The organism is Paenibacillus sp. FSL R5-0473 (genome assembly GCF_038004565.1).
Taxonomy (GTDB): domain Bacteria; phylum Bacillota; class Bacilli; order Paenibacillales; family Paenibacillaceae; genus Paenibacillus; species Paenibacillus amylolyticus.
This window is the reverse complement of record NZ_JBBORL010000001.1, coordinates 5,988,786-6,009,365: the sequence shown is the minus strand read 5'-3', so window position 1 is coordinate 6,009,365 and position 20,580 is coordinate 5,988,786. Positions and strand designations below refer to the sequence as shown.

At 42.2% G+C, this 20,580-nt stretch carries 16 protein-coding genes; 3 read left to right on the top strand and 13 right to left on the bottom strand.

Annotated elements, in window-relative coordinates; genetic code table 11:
• Nucleotides 1–52: 52 nt before the first annotated feature.
• The 10 genes from MKY28_RS26500 to MKY28_RS26455 all read right to left on the bottom strand — a co-directional run bounded on the left by MKY28_RS26500 (nucleotide 53) and on the right by MKY28_RS26455 (nucleotide 12,680).
• Entirely contained in the window at nucleotides 53–1,168 is a 1,116-nt protein-coding gene (locus MKY28_RS26500) for a response regulator (RefSeq protein WP_340937408.1), read from the bottom strand.
• Nucleotides 1,165–2,868 (bottom strand): sensor histidine kinase, encoded by a 1,704-nt coding sequence (locus MKY28_RS26495; RefSeq protein WP_340938052.1) that lies wholly within the window; start codon nucleotides 2,866–2,868, stop codon nucleotides 1,165–1,167. The genes MKY28_RS26500 and MKY28_RS26495 overlap by 4 nt, the downstream gene beginning before the upstream one ends.
• Before the next feature lie 191 nt (nucleotides 2,869–3,059).
• Nucleotides 3,060–5,351, bottom strand: coding sequence for an S-layer homology domain-containing protein (locus tag MKY28_RS26490; RefSeq protein WP_340937407.1), 2,292 nt, complete (start codon nucleotides 5,349–5,351; stop codon nucleotides 3,060–3,062).
• Between the two features lie 472 nt (nucleotides 5,352–5,823).
• Entirely contained in the window at nucleotides 5,824–7,521 is a 1,698-nt protein-coding gene (locus tag MKY28_RS26485; protein ID WP_340937406.1) for an ABC transporter ATP-binding protein, read from the bottom strand.
• A gap of 59 nt (nucleotides 7,522–7,580) precedes the next feature.
• Nucleotides 7,581–8,432 carry a glycosyltransferase family A protein gene (locus MKY28_RS26480; RefSeq protein WP_340937405.1) on the bottom strand — a complete coding sequence of 284 codons (852 nt, stop codon included), beginning with the start codon at nucleotides 8,430–8,432 and terminating at the stop codon, nucleotides 7,581–7,583.
• A complete protein-coding gene (locus tag MKY28_RS26475) occupies nucleotides 8,429–9,094 on the bottom strand; it encodes a glycosyltransferase family A protein (protein ID WP_340937404.1) in 666 nt (221 codons plus the stop codon). The genes MKY28_RS26480 and MKY28_RS26475 overlap by 4 nt, the downstream gene beginning before the upstream one ends.
• 4 nt (nucleotides 9,095–9,098) lie before the next feature.
• Entirely contained in the window at nucleotides 9,099–9,518 is a 420-nt protein-coding gene (locus tag MKY28_RS26470; RefSeq protein ID WP_076252136.1) for a hypothetical protein, read from the bottom strand.
• 1 nt (nucleotide 9,519) lies between these two features.
• Complete coding sequence (locus MKY28_RS26465; RefSeq protein ID WP_100526847.1) at nucleotides 9,520–10,557, bottom strand: hypothetical protein; 1,038 nt, start codon at nucleotides 10,555–10,557, stop codon at nucleotides 9,520–9,522.
• A gap of 38 nt (nucleotides 10,558–10,595) precedes the next feature.
• Nucleotides 10,596–11,753, bottom strand: coding sequence for a nucleotidyltransferase family protein (locus MKY28_RS26460; protein ID WP_340937403.1), 1,158 nt, complete (start codon nucleotides 11,751–11,753; stop codon nucleotides 10,596–10,598).
• A 258-nt stretch (nucleotides 11,754–12,011) separates the two neighbouring features.
• A complete protein-coding gene (locus MKY28_RS26455) occupies nucleotides 12,012–12,680 on the bottom strand; it encodes a DNA alkylation repair protein (protein ID WP_340937402.1) in 669 nt (222 codons plus the stop codon).
• Nucleotides 12,681–12,895: 215 nt separating this feature from the next.
• Here MKY28_RS26455 and MKY28_RS26450 point away from each other — a divergent pair, with 215 nt between their 5' ends.
• Both MKY28_RS26450 and MKY28_RS26445 read left to right on the top strand, forming a co-directional pair.
• Nucleotides 12,896–13,870 (top strand): YndJ family transporter, encoded by a 975-nt coding sequence (locus MKY28_RS26450; protein ID WP_340937401.1) that lies wholly within the window; start codon nucleotides 12,896–12,898, stop codon nucleotides 13,868–13,870.
• Between the two features lie 91 nt (nucleotides 13,871–13,961).
• Nucleotides 13,962–14,414 (top strand): HEAT repeat domain-containing protein, encoded by a 453-nt coding sequence (locus MKY28_RS26445; protein ID WP_076320167.1) that lies wholly within the window; start codon nucleotides 13,962–13,964, stop codon nucleotides 14,412–14,414.
• A gap of 255 nt (nucleotides 14,415–14,669) precedes the next feature.
• On the opposite strand, the gene MKY28_RS26440 is transcribed toward MKY28_RS26445, so the two are convergent.
• Together MKY28_RS26440 and MKY28_RS26435 are read right to left on the bottom strand one after the other, a co-directional pair.
• Entirely contained in the window at nucleotides 14,670–16,160 is a 1,491-nt protein-coding gene (locus MKY28_RS26440; RefSeq protein ID WP_340937399.1) for an aldehyde dehydrogenase family protein, read from the bottom strand.
• Nucleotides 16,161–16,188: 28 nt separating this feature from the next.
• Nucleotides 16,189–17,274, bottom strand: a complete 1,086-nt coding sequence (locus tag MKY28_RS26435) for a 5-methyltetrahydropteroyltriglutamate--homocysteine S-methyltransferase (protein ID WP_340937398.1) — start codon at nucleotides 17,272–17,274, stop codon at nucleotides 16,189–16,191.
• Between the two features lie 275 nt (nucleotides 17,275–17,549).
• On the opposite strand from MKY28_RS26435, the gene MKY28_RS26430 reads away from it, so the two are divergent.
• Nucleotides 17,550–19,574: a right-handed parallel beta-helix repeat-containing protein gene (locus MKY28_RS26430; RefSeq protein WP_340937397.1), complete on the top strand. Its 2,025-nt coding sequence runs from the start codon at nucleotides 17,550–17,552 to the stop codon at nucleotides 19,572–19,574.
• A 174-nt stretch (nucleotides 19,575–19,748) separates the two neighbouring features.
• Here MKY28_RS26430 and MKY28_RS26425 read toward each other — a convergent pair whose 3' ends face one another.
• Nucleotides 19,749–20,078: a hypothetical protein gene (locus MKY28_RS26425; RefSeq protein WP_340388219.1), complete on the bottom strand. Its 330-nt coding sequence runs from the start codon at nucleotides 20,076–20,078 to the stop codon at nucleotides 19,749–19,751.
• Nucleotides 20,079–20,580: the final 502 nt, after the last annotated feature.

The following is a 20,580-nucleotide window of genomic DNA, read 5'->3' as shown; positions in this document are numbered from 1 at the left end:
AAAAATGAAGAGCCGCATGCTTTGCGGCTCTTTTTTGTTTATCAGGAGGATATCATTGATATTGTTCATATTGCTGTTGAATAGACAGCGAAGGCTGTAATCCAAGTTCATGAAGCAGTAATTGTGTATATTGCTCATAGTGGTTATGTAGTGATTTTCGATCTCCCATGGCTCCCAATATACTTAACAACAGCAATGTTGCCTCTTCCTCAAACTCATTGCGGGATACAATTCTTCTGGCAATGCGTGCTGCTTCATTATATTGATTCCGTTCCAGCAACCAGCTTGCAAGACGCTTGGCATAGGAAACGTACACAATTAACAATCTCTCACGTTCCCCTGTCGCCCAATCAAAAGATTTACCCTCAAACAACTCGCCTACGAACTGTTTCTCTAACGCTATGGCCGCTTTTTCATTAGCTATATTGAATTCAAATAACTCCAACATGGTCTGTTCGAATCGAATAAAATCAACATCGGCTTGATCTAAATCTACCCGATATTGCTCTTGCGCTGATAGGATCATCTCCTTGAACCCATGCTCGGATAACACCTTTCTAAGCTGATAGACAATCGTATTCAAGTACACTTCCGCCTGCTTGAGAGGCCTCCCTGGGAAGAGATCCTCCAGGATTCGGGATTTGGCTACACTTCGACCCTGATGAACAAGCAGATAGGCAAATAGCTCCATGCTTTTTTTGGATTTCCATTTTACTGCACCCGCTTGTTTGCTGCTAGCCTCGAAGCAACTCAGTCCATAAACCGTCAGCCGATTAGGCGCAATGTCGTCAGCAAGATTAGAAGAAGATCTGCGTCTGCTGGCCGCCCTAGTGAGCGTCTGAGCCAGTCGCATTCTGGAAATCGGCTTAACCATGTAGTCCAACGGATAAACATCGTAAGCGTGAATCGCATATTCTGCATGCGAAGTGGTAAACACAATGTCAAGATCATTACAAACTGAGATCAAGCTGCGTGCAAGCTCTAATCCATTGTCCGTAGCGATCTGGATGTCCAGGAATGCGAGATCCACTTCCCTGTTCTTAACGAAATCGAGTGCCTCTGCCGCATTCTGAAAGCTTCCGACAATCTCCACATCTTGCATACTCGACAACATCCGCTTCATTGCCAACAGCATGGCAGGCTCATCATCAACGATGAGTACTTTCATCTCTCTGTTCCGCCTCTCAAAGTGAAGTGAAATACGCTTCCTTGTTGCACCGTGCTTTCTGCCCACATATCTCCACCACTTAGTTGTACGAACTGCCGACTTACGAGCAGTCCAAGCCCTGCCCCTTTTTCACCTAATGTACCCGCCATGGAGTTGAGTTGCTTCTCGTTAAATAGCTGACGAACTCGCTCCTCTTCCATACCTACTCCGTTATCACGAACGGACACGATCACCATGTCTCCTGACAACTGAGCGTACACTTCGATTAAACCACCCAATTCGGAAAATTTGATGGCGTTGGTTAATAAGTTACGAATAATTAAACCAACTGTTTCCCGGTCTGCATATACATGGGTGCCTATAGCAATCTTATTCATCACGCTGATATGTTTACTCTCACTTTTAATGTGTAACATATGACAACAGTCCTCAACAACCTCCGAAAGCTCCAGTAACTCTGGACGAAGTGTCATGTCTTCAACCTGACTGCGAAACCACTCCAACAAGTTATTAGCCATTCCAAGTGTATTACGAATCTGGTCACCCAGCTGCTCAATGATCTCCTGATGATCCGCAGCGAAGGATTGCCTGTCCGCCTCCAGTAACTCCACGAGTTGAAACTGCAGCGCTAGCGGACTGCGAATATCATGCGATATAATTGTAAACAGTTGATCCTTCAACTGGTTCAACTGTGCCATCTGCTCCAGATGCCGTTGTTTCTCTGTAATATCAAAAATAAGAGAAATATTACCCTGTGCCTTACCCAGTGTATATAATGGATATACGTTTACACTATATATTTTTCTTTCTCCATCCAGCCACTTATCAATCTCTACACTGCCCGGTTGCATAGACTTGCTCAGCTTATACCATTCTGGCCAGGACGCTAGGATTTCCGATATATTCCGACCCGAAATATTGGTATAGCCCAACTCTGAGAACCATTGTGAAGCTCGATTATTGTTATCGATGACCTTTCCCGAACCATTCACAATCACAATACTCTCCTGCAACGTATCAAGCACAATATTCCTGGCAATCGGAACGGTAGAGAAGAACTTAATCCTCAGAATAATCACCAACATAATTGTCCCTGTAGATCCGCAGTAAACTGTTAATGGAAGTAACCATGATGACCACTCAGGCTTCACAAATTTGATAATCTCCAGGACAAACGGTAATGTAGCCAGAAGGAGAACCCACATTCCCGGCTTACGATAATCACTCCTAATATTCCTTACATACTGAAATAAATAGTAGAGGCATATAACCACTGCACTATAGCAAATGAGGCTGAATGCTCTAGAATAGAGGGTTTTTGTTGTGACTAGGTGGCCATTATAAAGCTCAATCGTCAGATATATAATATGAAAGTTTGGGTCAAGCCACATAAGCAACGACCACGATACAAATACGGCAAACAATAGGATCTTCCATTGGGTCTTCAGCAGCTTGTCTCGACCGACTAAGTGATAAACGAATAAGATCAAGAAAGGGACCATTACATTTTGGGTCGTATTCTGAATATTGCGAAAAATTAATTTAGTCATAAATACATCGCTATGTCTCTCCAGAATGATACTGCTTGAGTACATCATTCGGCATACGATCAAACCTACGAGGTAGATTACTCCGCGCTCTCGTCTAAACCCGTACACAGTGAGTAAGATGATACCCGTCATGATCAATGAAACAATCATCAGGATAAGTTCTACAGTGGAATTCATACATCAGGTCCCTTTATATTTAAATTAAGAAAATAGACACCTTATGCCTTTTCTATCCATAATAGTAGAGGGAATTATGGATTACAAGCATATCTCCTATCAGGCTTCAACAAAAACTGACCCCTGTTGTCATCTAATGACATCAGGGGTCAGTCCTTTATTGCTTAATGTATAGATTTCCAAAGTCGCAAGAGTACAACCGCTGCTTCGGCTCTTGTTGTTCGTCCCTCCGGAACAAATCGATTACCCGCTTGCCCTTTCAGAAGTCCGTGCTCCTGAGCAGCTTCGACATATGCCTTGGCCCATGTTGGAATGCTTGTATTATCAGAGAAATAAGAGTTAGCCGTACGATCAGCATTCCACTTCATGGCCTTGGAGACCATCGCAGCCATCTCTGCACGGCTTACCGTTTGCTTCGGCCGTAATGTTCCATCGGGATATCCTTGCAGAATTCCCTCGGCTACAGCTGTCTGGATCGTCAGGTGTGCCCATGCCGGGATGCTTTCTGCATCGCGGAAAGACACCTCACTTGATTCGTTATGTATCGGGATCTGAATTGTCCGCATCAGCATAACGGCGAACTCCGTTCTTGTTACGTTGCCTCTTGGTACAAAGGTGTAGGCATCTATCCCCTCCACAATACCCAATTCTGCTGCCTCGCATATATCTGATGTTGCCCAGTGATTCTCGATATCCGTGAACCGACATACCGGAGCTGAAGGAACATGATGTTCATCATGGGTCATACGGTTAATGGTGACGGTATACGTCTTGATCGTTCCATCCTCAGCTTGAACCGTAAGGGTTAATACATTAGCACCCATCACCAAAGGAACAGTCGTCATCTCACTTATCCGTTCTCCCAACAGCTTCACAACCGCCTTGGGATGGGCTGAAGCTACTTCCAGTTCAACCTGCGCAGCGTCTGTTTCTACTGTATACGTCGTAGTCCCCGACGTGAACTTAGGAGATAATTCCAATGTCTTTCCGGAATTATAAACATTTATTTTAGCTAAAGCTGCCTGGTTAGATCGGGATGGGGTTACCGAAGGCCCAACAGGTGAACTACCGCCTTGATCTATTGGGCTCGGTGCTGGTGCCGGCGTTGTGTTATCCTGTAGAAATGGATTCGAAACAGCAGCCTTAACATTCCCTACTTTGTCTACTGCGCGAATGTGTAAGTACCAACTTCCATTCCCGCTAGTCTGACTCAACGTATCGCCGTCACTAAATGGCAACCAGCCCATTGCCGGAACGGCGGTACTTTGCGTCCACACATATTGCAGTGAATGATCATCTATTCCGCTTTGTAGGTCGCTGACCGTTACGATACTCGCTGCAGTTTTCGCTGCCACTACACCACCATTCGTACCAAACTGCACTTCCGGAGGCGTTGAATCGATCGCCAGCGTAATGGTATACGTTTTACCGGGTAACAAGTAGGGCTCCACGCGAACAGGAATAACCGTATCCGTGGTTGCTCCCGCAAAGTTTATCGTCTTCGTGCTACCTGACGGCAGCAGCTCACCGTTCACATACATAACTGTCTGGTCAGTGCTCTCGAGTGTCGGCGTTACATCTACACTGGACAGCGATTGACCGTCGTAATAATACGTGTAGTCCATGACTGAAGGATCAAAGGATTCTGTGAAATCCCCTTCCTGTAGCTTAAGCCCGCTCAGATTGGCATTCCCAGGTACATTCATTTGTCCATCCTGATTAGATCCCCAGGTAATTACGGTACCATCTGACTTTAAGGCAAGCGAATGAAAATGACCTGCAGCGACCGCCACTACTCTTTCTAAGTCGGCTGGTATATTGGTTTGACCACTATTATTGTATCCCCAGGCAACCACTGTGCCATCTAACTTTAGCGCTAATGAATGATATTCTCCTGCAACAATCGCCACTACTCCGTCTAAGCCCGCTGGCACATTGGTTTGACCGTCCTGATTAGATCCCCAGGCAACCACTGTGCCATTTGACTTTAGCGCTAGTGAATGAGTTTCTCCTGCAGCAATCGCCACTACTCCGTTTAAGCCTACGGGCACATTGGTTTGACCCCTATTGTTGCCTCCCCAAGCGACCACTGTGCCATCTGACTTCAGTGCAAGCGAATGGATGTTTCCTGCAGCAATCCCCACTACCCCTTCTACAACCACTGGTACATTGGTTTGACCGTTGGTATTGTCACCCCAGCCGACCACCGTGTTGTCTGACTTCAATGCAAGCGAATGGCTGCTTCCTGTGGCGATTGCCACCACATCATTCAAGCCCGCTGGCATGTTTAGTTGACCAAAGCTGTTGTTCCCCCAGCCGACCACCGTGCCATCTGACTTCAATGCAAGTATATGAAAATACCCAACATCAATTGCCATAATATCGCTTAAGCCTACGGGGACGTTTAGTTGACCAGGCCCCCAGCTAACCAAGGTACCATCTGACTTTAACGCCATTGAAGCATTCCCTCCTGCGTCTATTTTCTCCGCTTTAACAGGTGAAGAAGGATCTGCAGCATAAACTGATCGCACCTCGAATGGAACGATTATGCTGAACAACAATACGAAGCTTATAACAAGATAAACCGTCTTTCTCCAATTAAACGATAACAATATGTATCCTCTCCTTCATCCCTTTGATTAGGTAACTAATCCTTGATTATTTTCTATCGGCATACGTCAGAATGATAGCCTTGCTAGAGCAAGCTTTAACCCAGATCCGAGATCCATCATCCTCTATGGATATTAACAGAGGGCTATGAAAGAATAATGAAAGAACATAGCGATGATGGAACCACGATCCATCCCGACTTCTAACTTATACACTTGGCTCGAACCAAACTGATCCCCCAGGAAGCAGAAAAAACCGATTAGAGACAACTTTACTTGCAGCTGTCTCTAATCGGCTTCAACATTTCACTCTATCAAATCACTTCAATTCATAAACGAAATCACAATACTTTAGAGTTGATTCTCGATGAGATGCAATGATAACAGTCTGATTATCTAATCTAGACACTGCTCTCATCACTTCCTCTTCAAGGCATTCGTCTAATGCGGATGTTCCCTCGTCCAACACCAAGATATCCGGAGAATCGTACACCGCCCTCGCTAGGCCTACGCGTTGGCACTGTCCCCCGGAAAGAAAGATTCCGTTCTCACCAAGATTGGTATTTTCACCTTGACCTAACCCTGCAATCATATCTGCTATTTGAGCCACCGATATAGCATGCGTCATTTTTTCTTTATCATAGTCCCGATAGAAAACAATATTTTCCTTCAGGTTTGCATTCAACAAAAATACTTTTTGGGGAAGATATCCGAAACGAAGCTTTGCCTCGCTAAGTTGCTCCGTCGTTCCATCTCCATGCTCGATATCGAGTCTTCCGTCATTTGGCACAAGAAGACCCGTCAACAGATTTAACAGTGTACTTTTGCCTATTCCGGAGGGGCCCCTTAAACCGACAATAGCACCACAAGGAATCTCAACGTTTATTTTCTTCAAAACTTCTTTTCCATTCTCATAGGAAAAAGATAGATTACTACATACAATTTTACTGCCCTGATTAAACCTGCCTGTAGCATGTGTATCTTTGTCTTGATCATTTACAGCATACGACTTTCTTGGTTTGTCTTCCTTTAGTATCCCTTGAATCTTCTCGTAGAAACCCCCGTCCATTCGATCCAAAACCGAGGAGTTCGCATACAAAGAAGATAAATAACCATTTATTCTGGTCACTCCTGGCATAACTCTAATTAAAATCAAGGCTAGAATGGCCATTTTCGACATGACGTCCTCGGATGAGCCATTCGTTACATAAACAGCAAGAAACGCCATCAACATACAAGCCACCGTAATCAATTCAATCAGATGTCTAGGCAATGTGGAATAGACAGTTTGCTTTACTTCTAAGGTTACATTTTCCTCGATGTACCCTTCATAGAGATGCTCCACTGCGTCTTTTGCGTGATACAATTTCACTTCCTTGATACCATTTATGGCCTCTCTTGTGACGGCACTCATTCGGTCGAAGCTGTGATTGGAACGTTTTCCGGTCTCTCGCACTTTAGTATAAATAAACCGATGGAACAAGATCATGATAAGAACATACACCAGAATCAAAGCCGCTGAAATATTGACATTTAGGACGCACATGTAAGCCAAAAGCATGAGAATGACGACAGCTTCTGCAATAAACTCCAGCATGCTCTGTATACTCAGGAAGATGGAACCCGTGTATTTGTTAATATTATTAATAAGAGCCGACGAATCTTCATCAGTGAAAGATTGATAATCTTGATCCAGGTGCATGCGCAACAATGACTTGCTTGTATCCTTATATTGGTTAACGATATATTTGCGCTTTATAATTCCTAACCCATATACAAACACGTTTTTTACTAGAAAACATATAAAAACAATTCCCGCAAAAAAAGCAACTTTGCTAATACTCTCATGATCCCCTTCTAGAATAGTAGAAACAAAAGGAACAATAAGTGAAATGCTTGCGGTCTCTAACACTGCACCGATCACATAGAAAAAGACAAGCACGCCAAATTGAATCTGTCGCTTTCGACCAAACAGATTCCATAATGTAAGTAAATTTACTCCGAGTGATTTATTCAAGGCAAGTCGCCGCTTTCTTCGTATAGTCCATCAAAACTACTGCACACTAATTTCAGTCTTCACTCGTTGCTCGTTCTATTTCTTGCTATCATGGCCGTAGTTTGCATTAAGGTCTTCTTAAATGCAGCAATCATATGTTCCACTTCTTTGTGATAATACTCTTGATCACATTCACAATAAGGCAAAATACTTAAATAAAGATGCTTGATATCTTCTATCCGTTTCATAGTCTCCGTGAAACTACGCTTCGTACTAGAATGACCGCTACTTCTCCTGCAATATACATGCAGCTCCTCGTTTAGATAAGCACACTTGCTTCTGCTCGCGATTGGAAGTAGCAGCTGCGGATTCTGATCCACAGTGGATGCCGGAATCTGACGATTCGGATAACAGGAAAACAAGGCTTCTGTTCGCACCATAAATCGGCCCGCAAGTTCCAAGATACGTTCATGGAACAAATCATCAAATATATCGGACAAAAACGGCTGATTATTTTTTTCTCTATACATAATCGGATTCTCTGTCTCATCTTTGATTAATCCGTTGCTTCGCACCATATTAATATCAGGATGAGTTAGAAGACACTCTACCTTCTTTTCAATACTGTCATCCGTCCAGTAGTCATCCGCATCGCACCAGGTTAATAGTTCGCCGTGGACACTCGGAAGTGCTAGATTTACAGCAGCCACCTGTCCTGCATGGTTTTGGGATAGAACTTTCACCGATATACCTTTTTCTTCCATTATAACTGCCCGCTCTGTAAGGACCGAGAGTGAATCATCGGTAGACCCGTCATCTACCAAAATAAGTTCTAACGGCGCATAGGTCTGGTTTTCTACAGAATCTAAGAAAGTGTTTAAATATGGCATGGCATTGTAGATTGGCGTTATGATGGATACTAACGGTTTCATTCTTTTGACATCCTTTTCCTTAAAATAGCTGCATAATTTTTCATTTCTTCTTCACGTTTTAAACGTCCTGTATTGGTCATATGAAGGCGTCGCCTTAACGTTACTTGATTGATTTCACGAACCACGGCTCCTGTTTCCTTCAAACTCATCATCCAATCTACCGTTTCTCCACTTGAAAGATTTTCATCGAAGTATCCGTTCCGATCAAAGACTGATTTTTTGATAAGCGCGCAGCCCGGCAATACACCGCCATAACCGTTTTCTCTTGCCTTCAGTTTCATACTTTGTTCACTCGATAACTCCGGCGAAATAAAATCTTTTGCCTTTCCATATACAACAACACAGTTCGATTCATCTTCCATGGCAGTAAAAAGATTATCCAATGCATCCTGAGACAAAACATCATCTGCATCCAGAAATAATACATAATCCCCACAAGCCATCTTGAGTCCGACATTCCTTGCTTTTGCTGCACCACCATGTTCCACCGAGATCACACGATCACCTAATCTTTGGGCAGTCGCAAAGGAATGATCTTCTGATTGATCATCTACAATAATAATCTCCTTCTCGCCATTCCAGGTCTGGTTCGATATCGATTCCACTGCTTCTTCTAAATAATATCCCACATTATATACAGGCATAATAATGGATAGCCTCATTGTATTAATCCTCTTCTTTTAGCTTAGGCCATCCCATATCTGCTTCCACATCATGTACAGGGTCTGCCAACAGAAGATCTTGAACCTCCGCGAATTCATTCAACTCAAGGCTGTAATCTCCATGAACCACGACAAAATCGCCCAATGATTCTTGGCTGTAAGGTTGATCATCTAAAATAAATATTTCCTTTTCCGTAAGCGCAGCAATAAACCGCTCTACACGCTGATCAATATCCACTACACAGTCCTCATTATTTTTAATTGTATCGACAATCTGCTTCGGGTCCTTGCCTTGCATCAACGCATCTAAAACCATCGATCCAAGAGCACTTGCTCCATAATACATTCCAGTAACAAAATTGATTATAATGGCTTGTCCGTCAGCAATATCATAAAACATCTTCTCATCATTTAATTTATACATGTTAAAGTCCCTCCATAAAGTTTTGCAATACGATTACATTCTTCTTAAGGTCTTTACTTAAACGAAACTCATAAACGGGTAAATCCTTCAGTCTGTCCATCATTCTCTTAACCATTTCTGTATCTCTTCGTCCGCCAATCTGACTTACACTGGAATGAACCAATTTTACCAATACTGAACCTCGGTCCGTCGGCACAATCATTGGATCGCTTCCCTCTGTAACAGTTGGACACAAAATAGCTTTAATCGGTAATTCTTCCTGAAAAGGATAGGCGGATGCATCAAAGAACTTCTTCCCGTTTCGCTTTTCCTCCGTCTTGATAACAGGCATGTTCGGTTTCAAAATCTGATACATATCCGAATTCAATCCAACCATTGTATATAGTGGCAGTGCATTTCGTTCTCCCACTTCACGCATCATAACATAATCATCTGCCACAAAATCTAACCCCTCAAGCAAACAACTTACCGATAAAGTTGACTTCCCAGCACCACCCCGCGCACTTATCAATACACCCTTATGATTAAATCCGACTGCAGCGGAATGCAGAATCAATATGTTCTCCTGCTCTGCCCAAAAATAAAAACATCTTATAAGTGGATGTCCCAACATGCAATCATCATAATCAGTGCCTGCTTGTCTGCAGAAATAATAGGTCTTCCTGATGTAGTCGGCACCCTCCATCTCCGTACTTCTAGTAACCTTGATGCTTCCCGTTGCATCCTTTCCCTGATATACATCGGTTATTGCTCCTTCTTGCAGCGGCTTATCGCGAAACGAATCGGGAATATAGACATTAACATCATCCGTATAGCACCAGATTACTGCATCCGGCACTACGTACTGCTCATTTGAAAGGACTCTTCCCAAAAGAGATGATCGTATTAATGAAACCTCTATGTCATCCCAATATCGAATTTCGAGAACCTTATCTGCTAATCTGATTTGCATATTCTTATAATGCATCCCGTTTTTCTTCAAAATTCGCTTATTAACATCTTCGAAGAAAGTGGAAATTGTAGCTTTTTTATTATCCATCCATTATTCTCTCTTTTCTCGCATAGTATTTGTTCTAATCAACGAAGTCTTAACCGTGAGAGAAATTTCTGATACAATTTCACGGGTCTATTTAAGTGGTAAAGTTCGGCAACATATTTTGCAAAACACATACCAGATTCTACTTCCTTTAATTCATGAGAATAATATCTATACTCCTTTCTGATAGGTTTATATTTTATTCTTAAATGTATTACCCGCAGCGTGATTGAACTATTTTCGTCCGCACGGCGTTCTTTCATATAAGGCACAATCGTCTCATAAAAATCCATTGCGTCTTTTAGCCATTTGCCATATCCACTATCCACTGCAAATAAATTTTCTGCATCCTCTAACGAAATGTCCTCTGGAAAACAGGTTGCAAATAATTTCATCATCAAGTGAACCCGATAACTACAATGCAGTTCACTCGCGCGCTTTGCTATTGCTGTCCAATCCGTGTCAGGCATCATTTTCAAGACCATTTTTGCATCAAATAACCACTTCATCCGTCGTTCCGGCATCTCATCAACAAATATGCATCTGGATTGCGAATCTAATATATGGACAAACATGTCTAGCGGTGATAATACTCTGAATTTACAGCTATTCACCTCAACCTGTTCAACTCTCTCCCAAATATCACTGCCCTTTTCAAGATTGTTCTTAAATATGACATGATGAATATCAAACTCCGTCTTTCCCAACTTATATGTAATGGAATGCTTAGCTTCTACTATATACTCCGCACCCATATCTTGAAAAATTGAAACCGCTTCTTCATATTGTTCACCCTCGAGCGCAAAGTCTAAATCAGCCATCATTCTAGATACTCCTGAGGCAAAATGTAAACGCATCGCGGCTCCCTTTAAAAGCAAAGGGTATATATTCTTTTCATTCAACTTCTGTGTACTCATAAAAAGTTTCTGTAGCATCAGGGCATTCTCCACCTGATAATAACGATAGATGCCTTTTAATTGTGGGATGACATGCTTCGGAAATCCCATCCAATCGACGTTATACCCAAAATGAGCTAACATCAGCAGATAATTATGATTACCCGTATCCATATTCAGACCCTGAAGCTGATCCTCTATTTCTTCTATATTCACGTGTTCCTTAAATAGGAGTAACAGTAATCTTTGCTCGCACGGAACAAGTAGCCGTTTTTGCAACTCTTTCTCTATCGCTATATTCATATCTATTCTTTTATCCTTTCATCTTTATTGGCTTTAATGTACAGTCAAAAACTTATTGAATTTCGTTTCATTTTTCCCAGCCGGTTTGTTCCATTTTGATTACTTATTTTTGAAATTATAACAGAGTGCTATGAAAGAATAATGAAAGAAATAAACCTGTGGTTTGGTTCCTACTCATTGGGCAAGGCATCATTATTATTAATGGATGCAGTCAGGGAGGTCCATTAGTTCGAACCACATAGGGATTCGCAGAGGCAACTAATTCTTATTTCGTTTGTTAACTTCAATTGCAATGAACTCTGGCAAATAATTAGGAGTACAACCCTTTGATACCATTTCATCTTTATAAAGACCTGTATTCTCACCAAGTTTAATACAACGTGCACGGTACTTTTGATCATAAATGCCTATCCAACCTGCAATGAAATTCATAGCCCACTGGACTGTCGGCTCTTCCTGCGTAATATTAGCTTCAATTGCAGATAGTAAGTCCTCGGTGTTATCAGGAGGCGTTTGTCCAGTCCACCTCAATCGCGCTTGATAATACCAAAAAGCTCGCCTTTGAAGAGCAGAAGGGCTATTTTCCCATGACTCCATCAATGCAATGGTCTTCTTGTCTTTAGTGAGCTGATTAGCCATTAACCAATCCATTAAGTTATTTCGCTCATCAAAAGTGTGAGTCTGCATATCCTTATCAAACTTATTAAGCACTTCTTGTGAAAGAAGTTTTTTGTCCATAATTAAAATAGCTAATAGTCTGGGCAAAAACGCTTCGGTCGACCAAAGTTCCATAGCTAGTTCGTGATCTTTTTTAATATCCTTTGCGATTTTTCGTAATTCGCCTAGCTTAGTTTTACTATTGATCTGCTGTAGAATGTCCCCTGCTTTTGAAGAGTAGTTCATTTCTATACTTTTATCATTATTCATTTGATACCACAGCTCCTTTATGGTGAAAATCTTTGAAAAGCGGAAGGGCTATTTCCCATGACTCCATCAACCGCAGTAAGATAAGCTTATTTTCATATATTGACAAATAAATGTGTTAGACTACTGAAAGAAGAATTGCCGAATCTATACTAAAGAATGCTACACAACTGGATGCAGGCAGTTCTTACGATAAACGTAGTTAGAAAGGAAACCCCATGAATAGTTCCTTGAAGCAACGAATGAAATCATTATTAGCACCCGTGTTTCCCGGTGGAATCATAACCATTCTGATATTTTCCCTTGATTACTTCCAATTCGAACTTGTTGAAAAATTTATACTTTTTGCGGCTTTTGTCATTGTACCTCTTGTGATTTTACTTTTGAATCATGACGAAAAGAATAAACATCAACGAATGATTTATGCTGCTATGAAATGGCTTCAATTTCCCGCTGCGCTTCTTACCCTGGCCTCGGTAATGAGTAATAAGATGTGGGGGTTAGAAAGTACGGAAATCCCAGGGATTCTGTCTCTTGGATGGCTACTGTTCACACTGCTGCTTGGCATCTATGGCTTGACCACGATTGTAATCTCTAAAGGAAAAGCAGCTGAAATAGCGATTGGTGCGGGGCTCGTTTATTTTTTTATCGGGGGCATTTGGTTTACCTTATATCAATATCAATTGACCCTCTTTCAAGCTAATCCTGCAACGCACGCGTTAAGCTCGCTCCACTTTCATTTCTCATCTGCGATCGTTCCGATTTTTATTGGTGCACTGGGACGCATCATGACGAAGAAAAGTTGGTATCCCTGGGTTGTTGCCATCGATATCATCGGACCCATATTGATTGCTATTGGTATGATTTTCTCCAAGCCAATTGAATACGTCGGTGTCACTTTGTTCGCCTGTAATATTGTGGTTTACACCGCTTATCTCCTTACTTACTTGAGGAAAAATGCTTTGGATAATAAGGCAGCCTTCTTCTTAGGCCTTTCTTGTCTAGCCTTTTACACGGTTGTTGTCATTTCCATCTTCTATCCGTTACTGAAAAATATGTACTCCTTAACCATACTCGATTTCATTCCCATTTATGGATCTTTGCATGCATTAGGTTTTGTTTTATGCGGACTGATTGGTTGGGTGTATATGGTGGACTTCATTAAGGAAAAGGCTAACCAATCGGCTTCATAGGAGTAGTTTAGTCAGGTTCGTGCTATAATAGTGATCACATAAATAACATTCATCATTCTGCCGAGATGGCGATGATTAAGGAGATTGAATTTTGACGAACAACCATGATATTGGAGCAGTTAACGAACTACCGGAGAACTTTGAAGAGCTCAAACGAGCGGCTAACCGGACGTCAAGCTGGAGAGAAAGACTAAATGCGGTGAACGAATTGGGGAACTGGAATACAGCCCCTACCATTAAGTTGCTGCAGCATGTTTTGAAAAATGATCAAGTGTTTCAAGTGCGCGAAGCCGCATATCAAAAGCTCAAGCAGTTGGATGAAGATGTACAAATGCCTGCCAAAAATAAAGGTGAGCTGTTTAAAGGTACTAACAAAATTTTGCTGCGGATTAAAAAAAGCCTTCCTGAAGGTCACACATTTGAGCAATTTAAGGAAAAATTGCAAAAGACACGTCTGGATATCTATGATACTTACGAGGGCGACAAAGATGCTGATTTCGATTCCTGGCTCCATGGAATTTGGGAGACACTAGGTAGAAAATAGCCGCCGTTCACCGTATAATAGCTGAGTATTAAGCCACTCCATCAATGGAGTGGCTTCTTTATTTTTTCAGCGTCACCTCCATCAGATGTGGGGGTATTTTCTCTCTAAAAAAGTCACCACTGTCAAACTGATCTGACAAAAAAACGCCCTGTCTACTGATTCTTAAAGATCAGTAAACAAAGCGCAAAGTTAGAGCCTACATTCAATTTCACATGTACATTCCCCTGTACGATGCGAAGTGGTGTGCTATAAGATTTATTCTGGTATATAAGGAAGATCCAGTGTCTTCGGAACGTTGATGACATGCTTTTCTGTATAAGTGCGGATGCCTTCGGCGCCGTATTCACGGCCAATACCAGATTGCTTAACCCCACCGAAAGGGAAGCGAACATCCAGACCTTGAACAGCAGCAGTATTGATCATTGTCGTTCCAGCTTCGAGTTGACGTGCAACGGAGATGGCATCCTCTTCTTTCCCCCAGACAGAACTCGTCAATCCATATATGCTTTCATTGTGTAGATGAATAACCTGCTCTTCATCGTCAAATTGAAGAATCGGAACCGTAGGGCCAAACTGTTCCTCAACTACAATCGGATCATGAACATCGCAACCTAAGACAAGCGTAGGTTGTAGGTAGTAACCTTGGTCAAACAGCTTCTGATCAAGAATTTGACCGAGAGGAATAACCTTAGCTCCACGCTTTTTCGCATCTTCAACCAAACCAAGCACGACATTTTTCTGCTTCAGGTTATTAACCGGACCTATTGTCGTATTTGAATCAAATGGATCGCCAATTCGAATCCAGCGATTAGCCGCCTCTATATATTTTTCCACAAACTCATCATAAATAGAACGGTGTACATACACACGTTTGGCGATCATACAGATCTGGCCTGCTGTCAAGAAATTAGAAATGACAATCCGGCGCATTGCTCGCTCATCATGAACATCAAAGCTTTCCAAGAAGATAGCCGCATCATTACCACCAAGCTCAAGCGTCATATCCTTAATCGTTTCCGACGCAGCTTTAATGATATGCTTAGCTGTTGCGGTTCCACCTGTAAAGGCGATTTTAGTAACAAGAGGATTACTAGTCAGTTCAACGCCCACATCCGCATCACCATGAACTACATTGATTACACCAGCCGGGAACTCACTCGCAATAATCTCTGCCACTTTCGCTGCCGCCAGTGGCGCATATGGACTTGGTTTAAGCACAATGGTGTTGCCCGCAAGTAAGGCAGGAGCGATCTTAATCGTAGATAAAGCAATGGGATAGTTCCATGGACTAATTGCTGCCACCACACCAATTGGATCATAGGAAAGAATCGTTTTACCATTCTCATGCTCTTTGATCTCTTCCTGTAGAGCCGATTTGGCTTCATTACAAGCAAACTCCATCCACATTAAGGAAACATAAATTTCACCGTGTGCATCATACAGGGGCTTGCCATGCTCTCTAGACAGCAAATGTACAATTTCATTCTCAGCTGCTCTAATCTTCTCGATCGCCTTGCGCATCATCGTAATGCGTTCATCAATGGAGGTCTGCTTCCATGTTTTAAAAGCCCCTGCCGCAGCTTCAATCGCTTCAACGGCTTGTTCTTTCGTAGTGACAGGGAAATAACCTACGATCTCAGTTGGGTTTGTCGGATTCTCTTTTGCTACCTGCGAAAGGGATTTTACATTTTGACCATTAATGAACGCTTCAACTATAATTGTCTCTTGGTCTGCTTGGATCGTCATTTTGAATCCCCTCCGTTATTTAGATGGATTAATTCCAAACTTCTTCTGCAATTTCCTTCACATAACGAAGTTTACGCCATTGTTGTTCTTCCGTTAAAATATTGCCTTCTTCTGTAGACGAAAAACCACATTGTGGACTCAAACATAGTTGCTCAAGTGGAACATAGGTTGCCGCCTCTGCAATCCGAGCTTTAATGTGTTCTTTATCCTCTAACTCGCCTGTTTTTGATGTGAGTAAACCAAGCACGATTTTCAAATCTTTTCGATTCACATATTTTAATGGCTCGAAACCACCTGAGCGCTCATCATCAAACTCTAAAAATAATCCATCTACGTTTAAGCCTCCAAAGATAACTTCAGAAGCGTAATCATAACCACCCGTTGAGAAATAGTTCGATTTATAGTTACCACGACAAATATGCATCGTCACCACTAAATCTGCCGGTTTATGAGACAAGGATTCATTAATCATGCGCTGCATCGTTTTCAACTCTTCCGCCGGTTCCAGACCTTTAGCACGTAGCTTATCGTGACCAGCTTCTGAGAACAGGTCTGCCCAAGCTGTATCATCTAATTGCAGGTATCGACATCCTGCATCATAGAAGGCTTGAATGGCTTTTTGATACGCCGCAATCGTATCCTGAAGGAATTGCTCTCGGTCCGTATAGATATTGGCGTCATTCTCCAATCGATATAGAAGCATGTTCGGACTTGGAATAGTCTGTTTCGCTACTGCGTCACCTGCATGCTTTGTCAAAAACTCAAAATCCTGAACAAAGGGATGACTCGAGAAATCAACTTTACCAACAACACGAATCCCACCCTTGCGCGTTTGCATATTATGGAATTTCGGTCCGTCTAATTGCTCATACAACTCTACGCCATCCAAGCCACCCAGAAAATCAAAATGCCACCAGCTTCTACGGAATTCACCATCCGTAACTGCCAATACGCCATTTTCCTTTTGCTTTTCAATAATTCGAATAATCTCTTTATCTTCCACAGCTCTTAATTCCTCATATGTGATGTTGCCTGATTTATATTGTTCACGTGCCTGACTTAAATCTGCAGGACGTAGAAAGCTACCTACATGATCATTACGAAATGGTATCATAACTATTTCTCCTTCTAACTTTTTAGTCTAATGAGTATAGCATGATGAAAAGGATTGCTTGTTATATGAAAAAAGCATGGCTAGTCATAGCTTTTAACAATAGCTAGAAGACTTTAATACGCAAAAACCCACAACTTCATAGGGTAGTGGATGTGGTTTTAACTTTATCAATATCAATTCAGGCTAACATACACCTTCCTATCTCTGCCATTATAATTATTTTCTAGTATAATAACGGGATACAACAATAATTTTAAAATAGAAGGAGAGTTGTTATGGAATATCATGTATCCATACATGGGAATGATCAAGGAAAAGGAACAGCGGATCAACCCCTTCGTACAATATCACGCGCTGCGGCTTATGCCATGGCTGGTGATACAGTTATTGTTCATGCGGGAGTATACAGGGAATGGGTTAACCCGGCTAATGGAGGAACAGCGGAGCATAGAATCGTATATCGATCCGCAGGAGACGGGGAAGTCGTGATTACAGGAGCTGAGCGGATTGCCAACTGGAAGTCCGAAGGAAACCATGTCTGGAGCACAGAAGTGCTCAATTCCCTCTTTTCCGTTCGCAATCCCTATGAGGTAGAGCTCAGTGGAGACTGGTTGTTTGACGGGCCCTTCCCAATTCATCTCGGCGATGTCTATTTGGATGGCAAATCATTGTATGAATGCGATAGTATTGAAAGCGTTCACAATCCTGAAGTTTGGTCCGAAGCCAAGTATCCCAAGGATTCATTGTTAAAATGGTATGCCGAGGTTGGTTCTACAACAACAAAAATCTGGACCAACTTTGGTGGAAAAGATCCTCGTACGGAAAATGTAGAAATTAATGTACGTCCTTATTGCTTCTGGCCTGAGAAACCGGGAATTAACTACATCACCGTAAGCGGTTTCACTCTGCGTCAAGCCTCCCCCCAATGGGCACCGCCTACAGACTACCAGGAAGGTTTGATTGGACCTCACTGGAGCAAGGGCTGGATTATTGAGAACAATATAATCAGTGAGTCCAAATGCGTTGGTATTAGCCTGGGTACCGAAATCGGCACAGGCCACACCAAGTCTTTGGAGAAGCATAGTAAAGGCGGTACTCAACGCGAGCAGGAGGTTATTTTACAAGCATTACGCTCCGGCTGGCATAAGCATAACATCGGAAGTCACATTGTTCGAGGTAATGTAATTCATGATTGTGAACAGGCAGGTATTGTGGGTCATATGGGAGCAGCCTTCAGCCACATATATCAGAACCGTATTTATAATATTCACCATAAACGACTCAGACACGGTGCCGAAGTTGCGGGAATTAAGCTTCATGCTTCCCTGGATACTCAAATTAGCGAAAATATAATGTATAGCTGTTACCGTGCGCTTTGGCTGGACTGGCAGGCACAGGGCACTCGCATCAGCCGTAATGTATTTTTTGACAATCTTTCGGAGGACCTCTTCGTTGAGGTTTGCCATGGTCCATATATGGTCGATCATAACCTATTTCTCTCTCCGATGAATTTCAGAAATATGGCTCAGGGCGGGGCATTTGCTCATAATTTGTTTGCAGGCCGATTTGTAGTTCGTTCCGAAATTACTCGTATTACGCCATATCACTTCCCTCACGAGACGGCCATGGCTGGATACTCCAATATCACTGGAGGCGATGACAGGTACTACAACAATATCTTTATAGGTGACAATGATCCTAATAATGAGCCTGTGCCCATCACCTTTTTTGAGCATCTTCCGCTTAAACCAAGAGATGAAGTTGGAGAGGACGGGAAGACGGTCATGGATGGTGTTCCGGACAATTCCATATGTTATCTGCATGCTGTGGGACTTGGCGGCTACGATCAACATCCGGATGTGAAAGATAAGAAATGGTGGGAATACACCAAAGAGGAGCTTATGGAGCTTGGCGATGCCGCAAAGGATTTCTTTATAGGCAATGCCGTTCTTCCGGTAGCTATGGGTGGCAATGTATTTCTTAACGATGCGGTTCCAAGTCGTCACGAATCGGATGCGAAGATAGTTGCACAGAAGGGCGTAAAAATTGAGATGGATCCTGCACTAGGCAAAGTGCACATTCAGATCCATGATCCCGAATTGCTTCGGGGAATCTCTGCAATGTTAGTTACCACGGATCTGCTTGGAAAGACTTATCACGCCAACATGAAGTTTGAGGAGCCGGACAGTAGTCCATATCATTTGGACTCCGATTTCTTCGGATCAAAGAGACCCGATGCAGATGTCACACCTGGTCCCTTTGAATTAACCAAAAAGGGTACGATTGATTTTGAAATTTAGTTTATGATTGAGGGTCCAGTCATTTCAGGTGATTGGATCAAAATATAAAGACAAAGCCACTCCGTACATGGAGTGGTTTCTTTGCATAGAACTTCTCTATTATAGAATATTAGTTCTTTGTATCCCAAGCAGTATGGTTTCCCCAATCAGACCATAATGACTTTAATCCTTTAACTAGCCACTCTCCACAAAAGCTATTGTTCCTTCGTGTGAAACATAAATAATCCAGTCCATTTTGTGTGAAGTCCAAAACCCCTCACCACCTGAAAGCTCGCCATTGCAGCCATAATAAGGATACAGATTGGAAACCTGTATATTTAAAGTCTCACCTGTTTCTAGAAATTCAATCACCTGCTCAACTTCATGGTGCGTAAGCAAAGTAATAATATCATTTAGCTTTTCTTCACTCTCTATATATTCGGAATCAAAAGATATCAGGTCTTCTCTACTGCAATCGAATAATGGATACCAGTAAGGTTGTCTTATATCCCACACTCGTTCCATATCTTTTCTCGAATTGCTAGAAACCTCTTCTGAAATGATTGCTTTTTTGCAAGAGCCCCCCTCCTTCCTGCTACTTCTGAATGGCTTCTCTAAGATCATAACGAAAATTGAACCAGAGAAACAGAGAGAATTACTACATTTGATCATCATTAAAATAACAGTGAATACTGACAACCAATCCAGCAAAAAGAAGCATCAAGGAAAAGGCCGATTTTGTGATTGCCGATTGTTATATAAAGTAGAACGGCAGGAGTTGAGGATAACGGCACAGGAGGAAGCTTGAAATGAAGAGCGGATAGAAAAACAAAATGAAAACCTCATTAATGAACAAAGTGGGCATCAAGTCAAACATCATATGGAGCAGACCCAAAGAGCATCTCACTTCAAGCTGGCAGTGGCCTGTTATTTACATTCAGCAGACTTCTGGTGATGTCCCAGTTCATTTATTATACAAATCTCGATGTCCCTATCGCTATGTCTTCAGTATAAAAGAAAAGCTCCA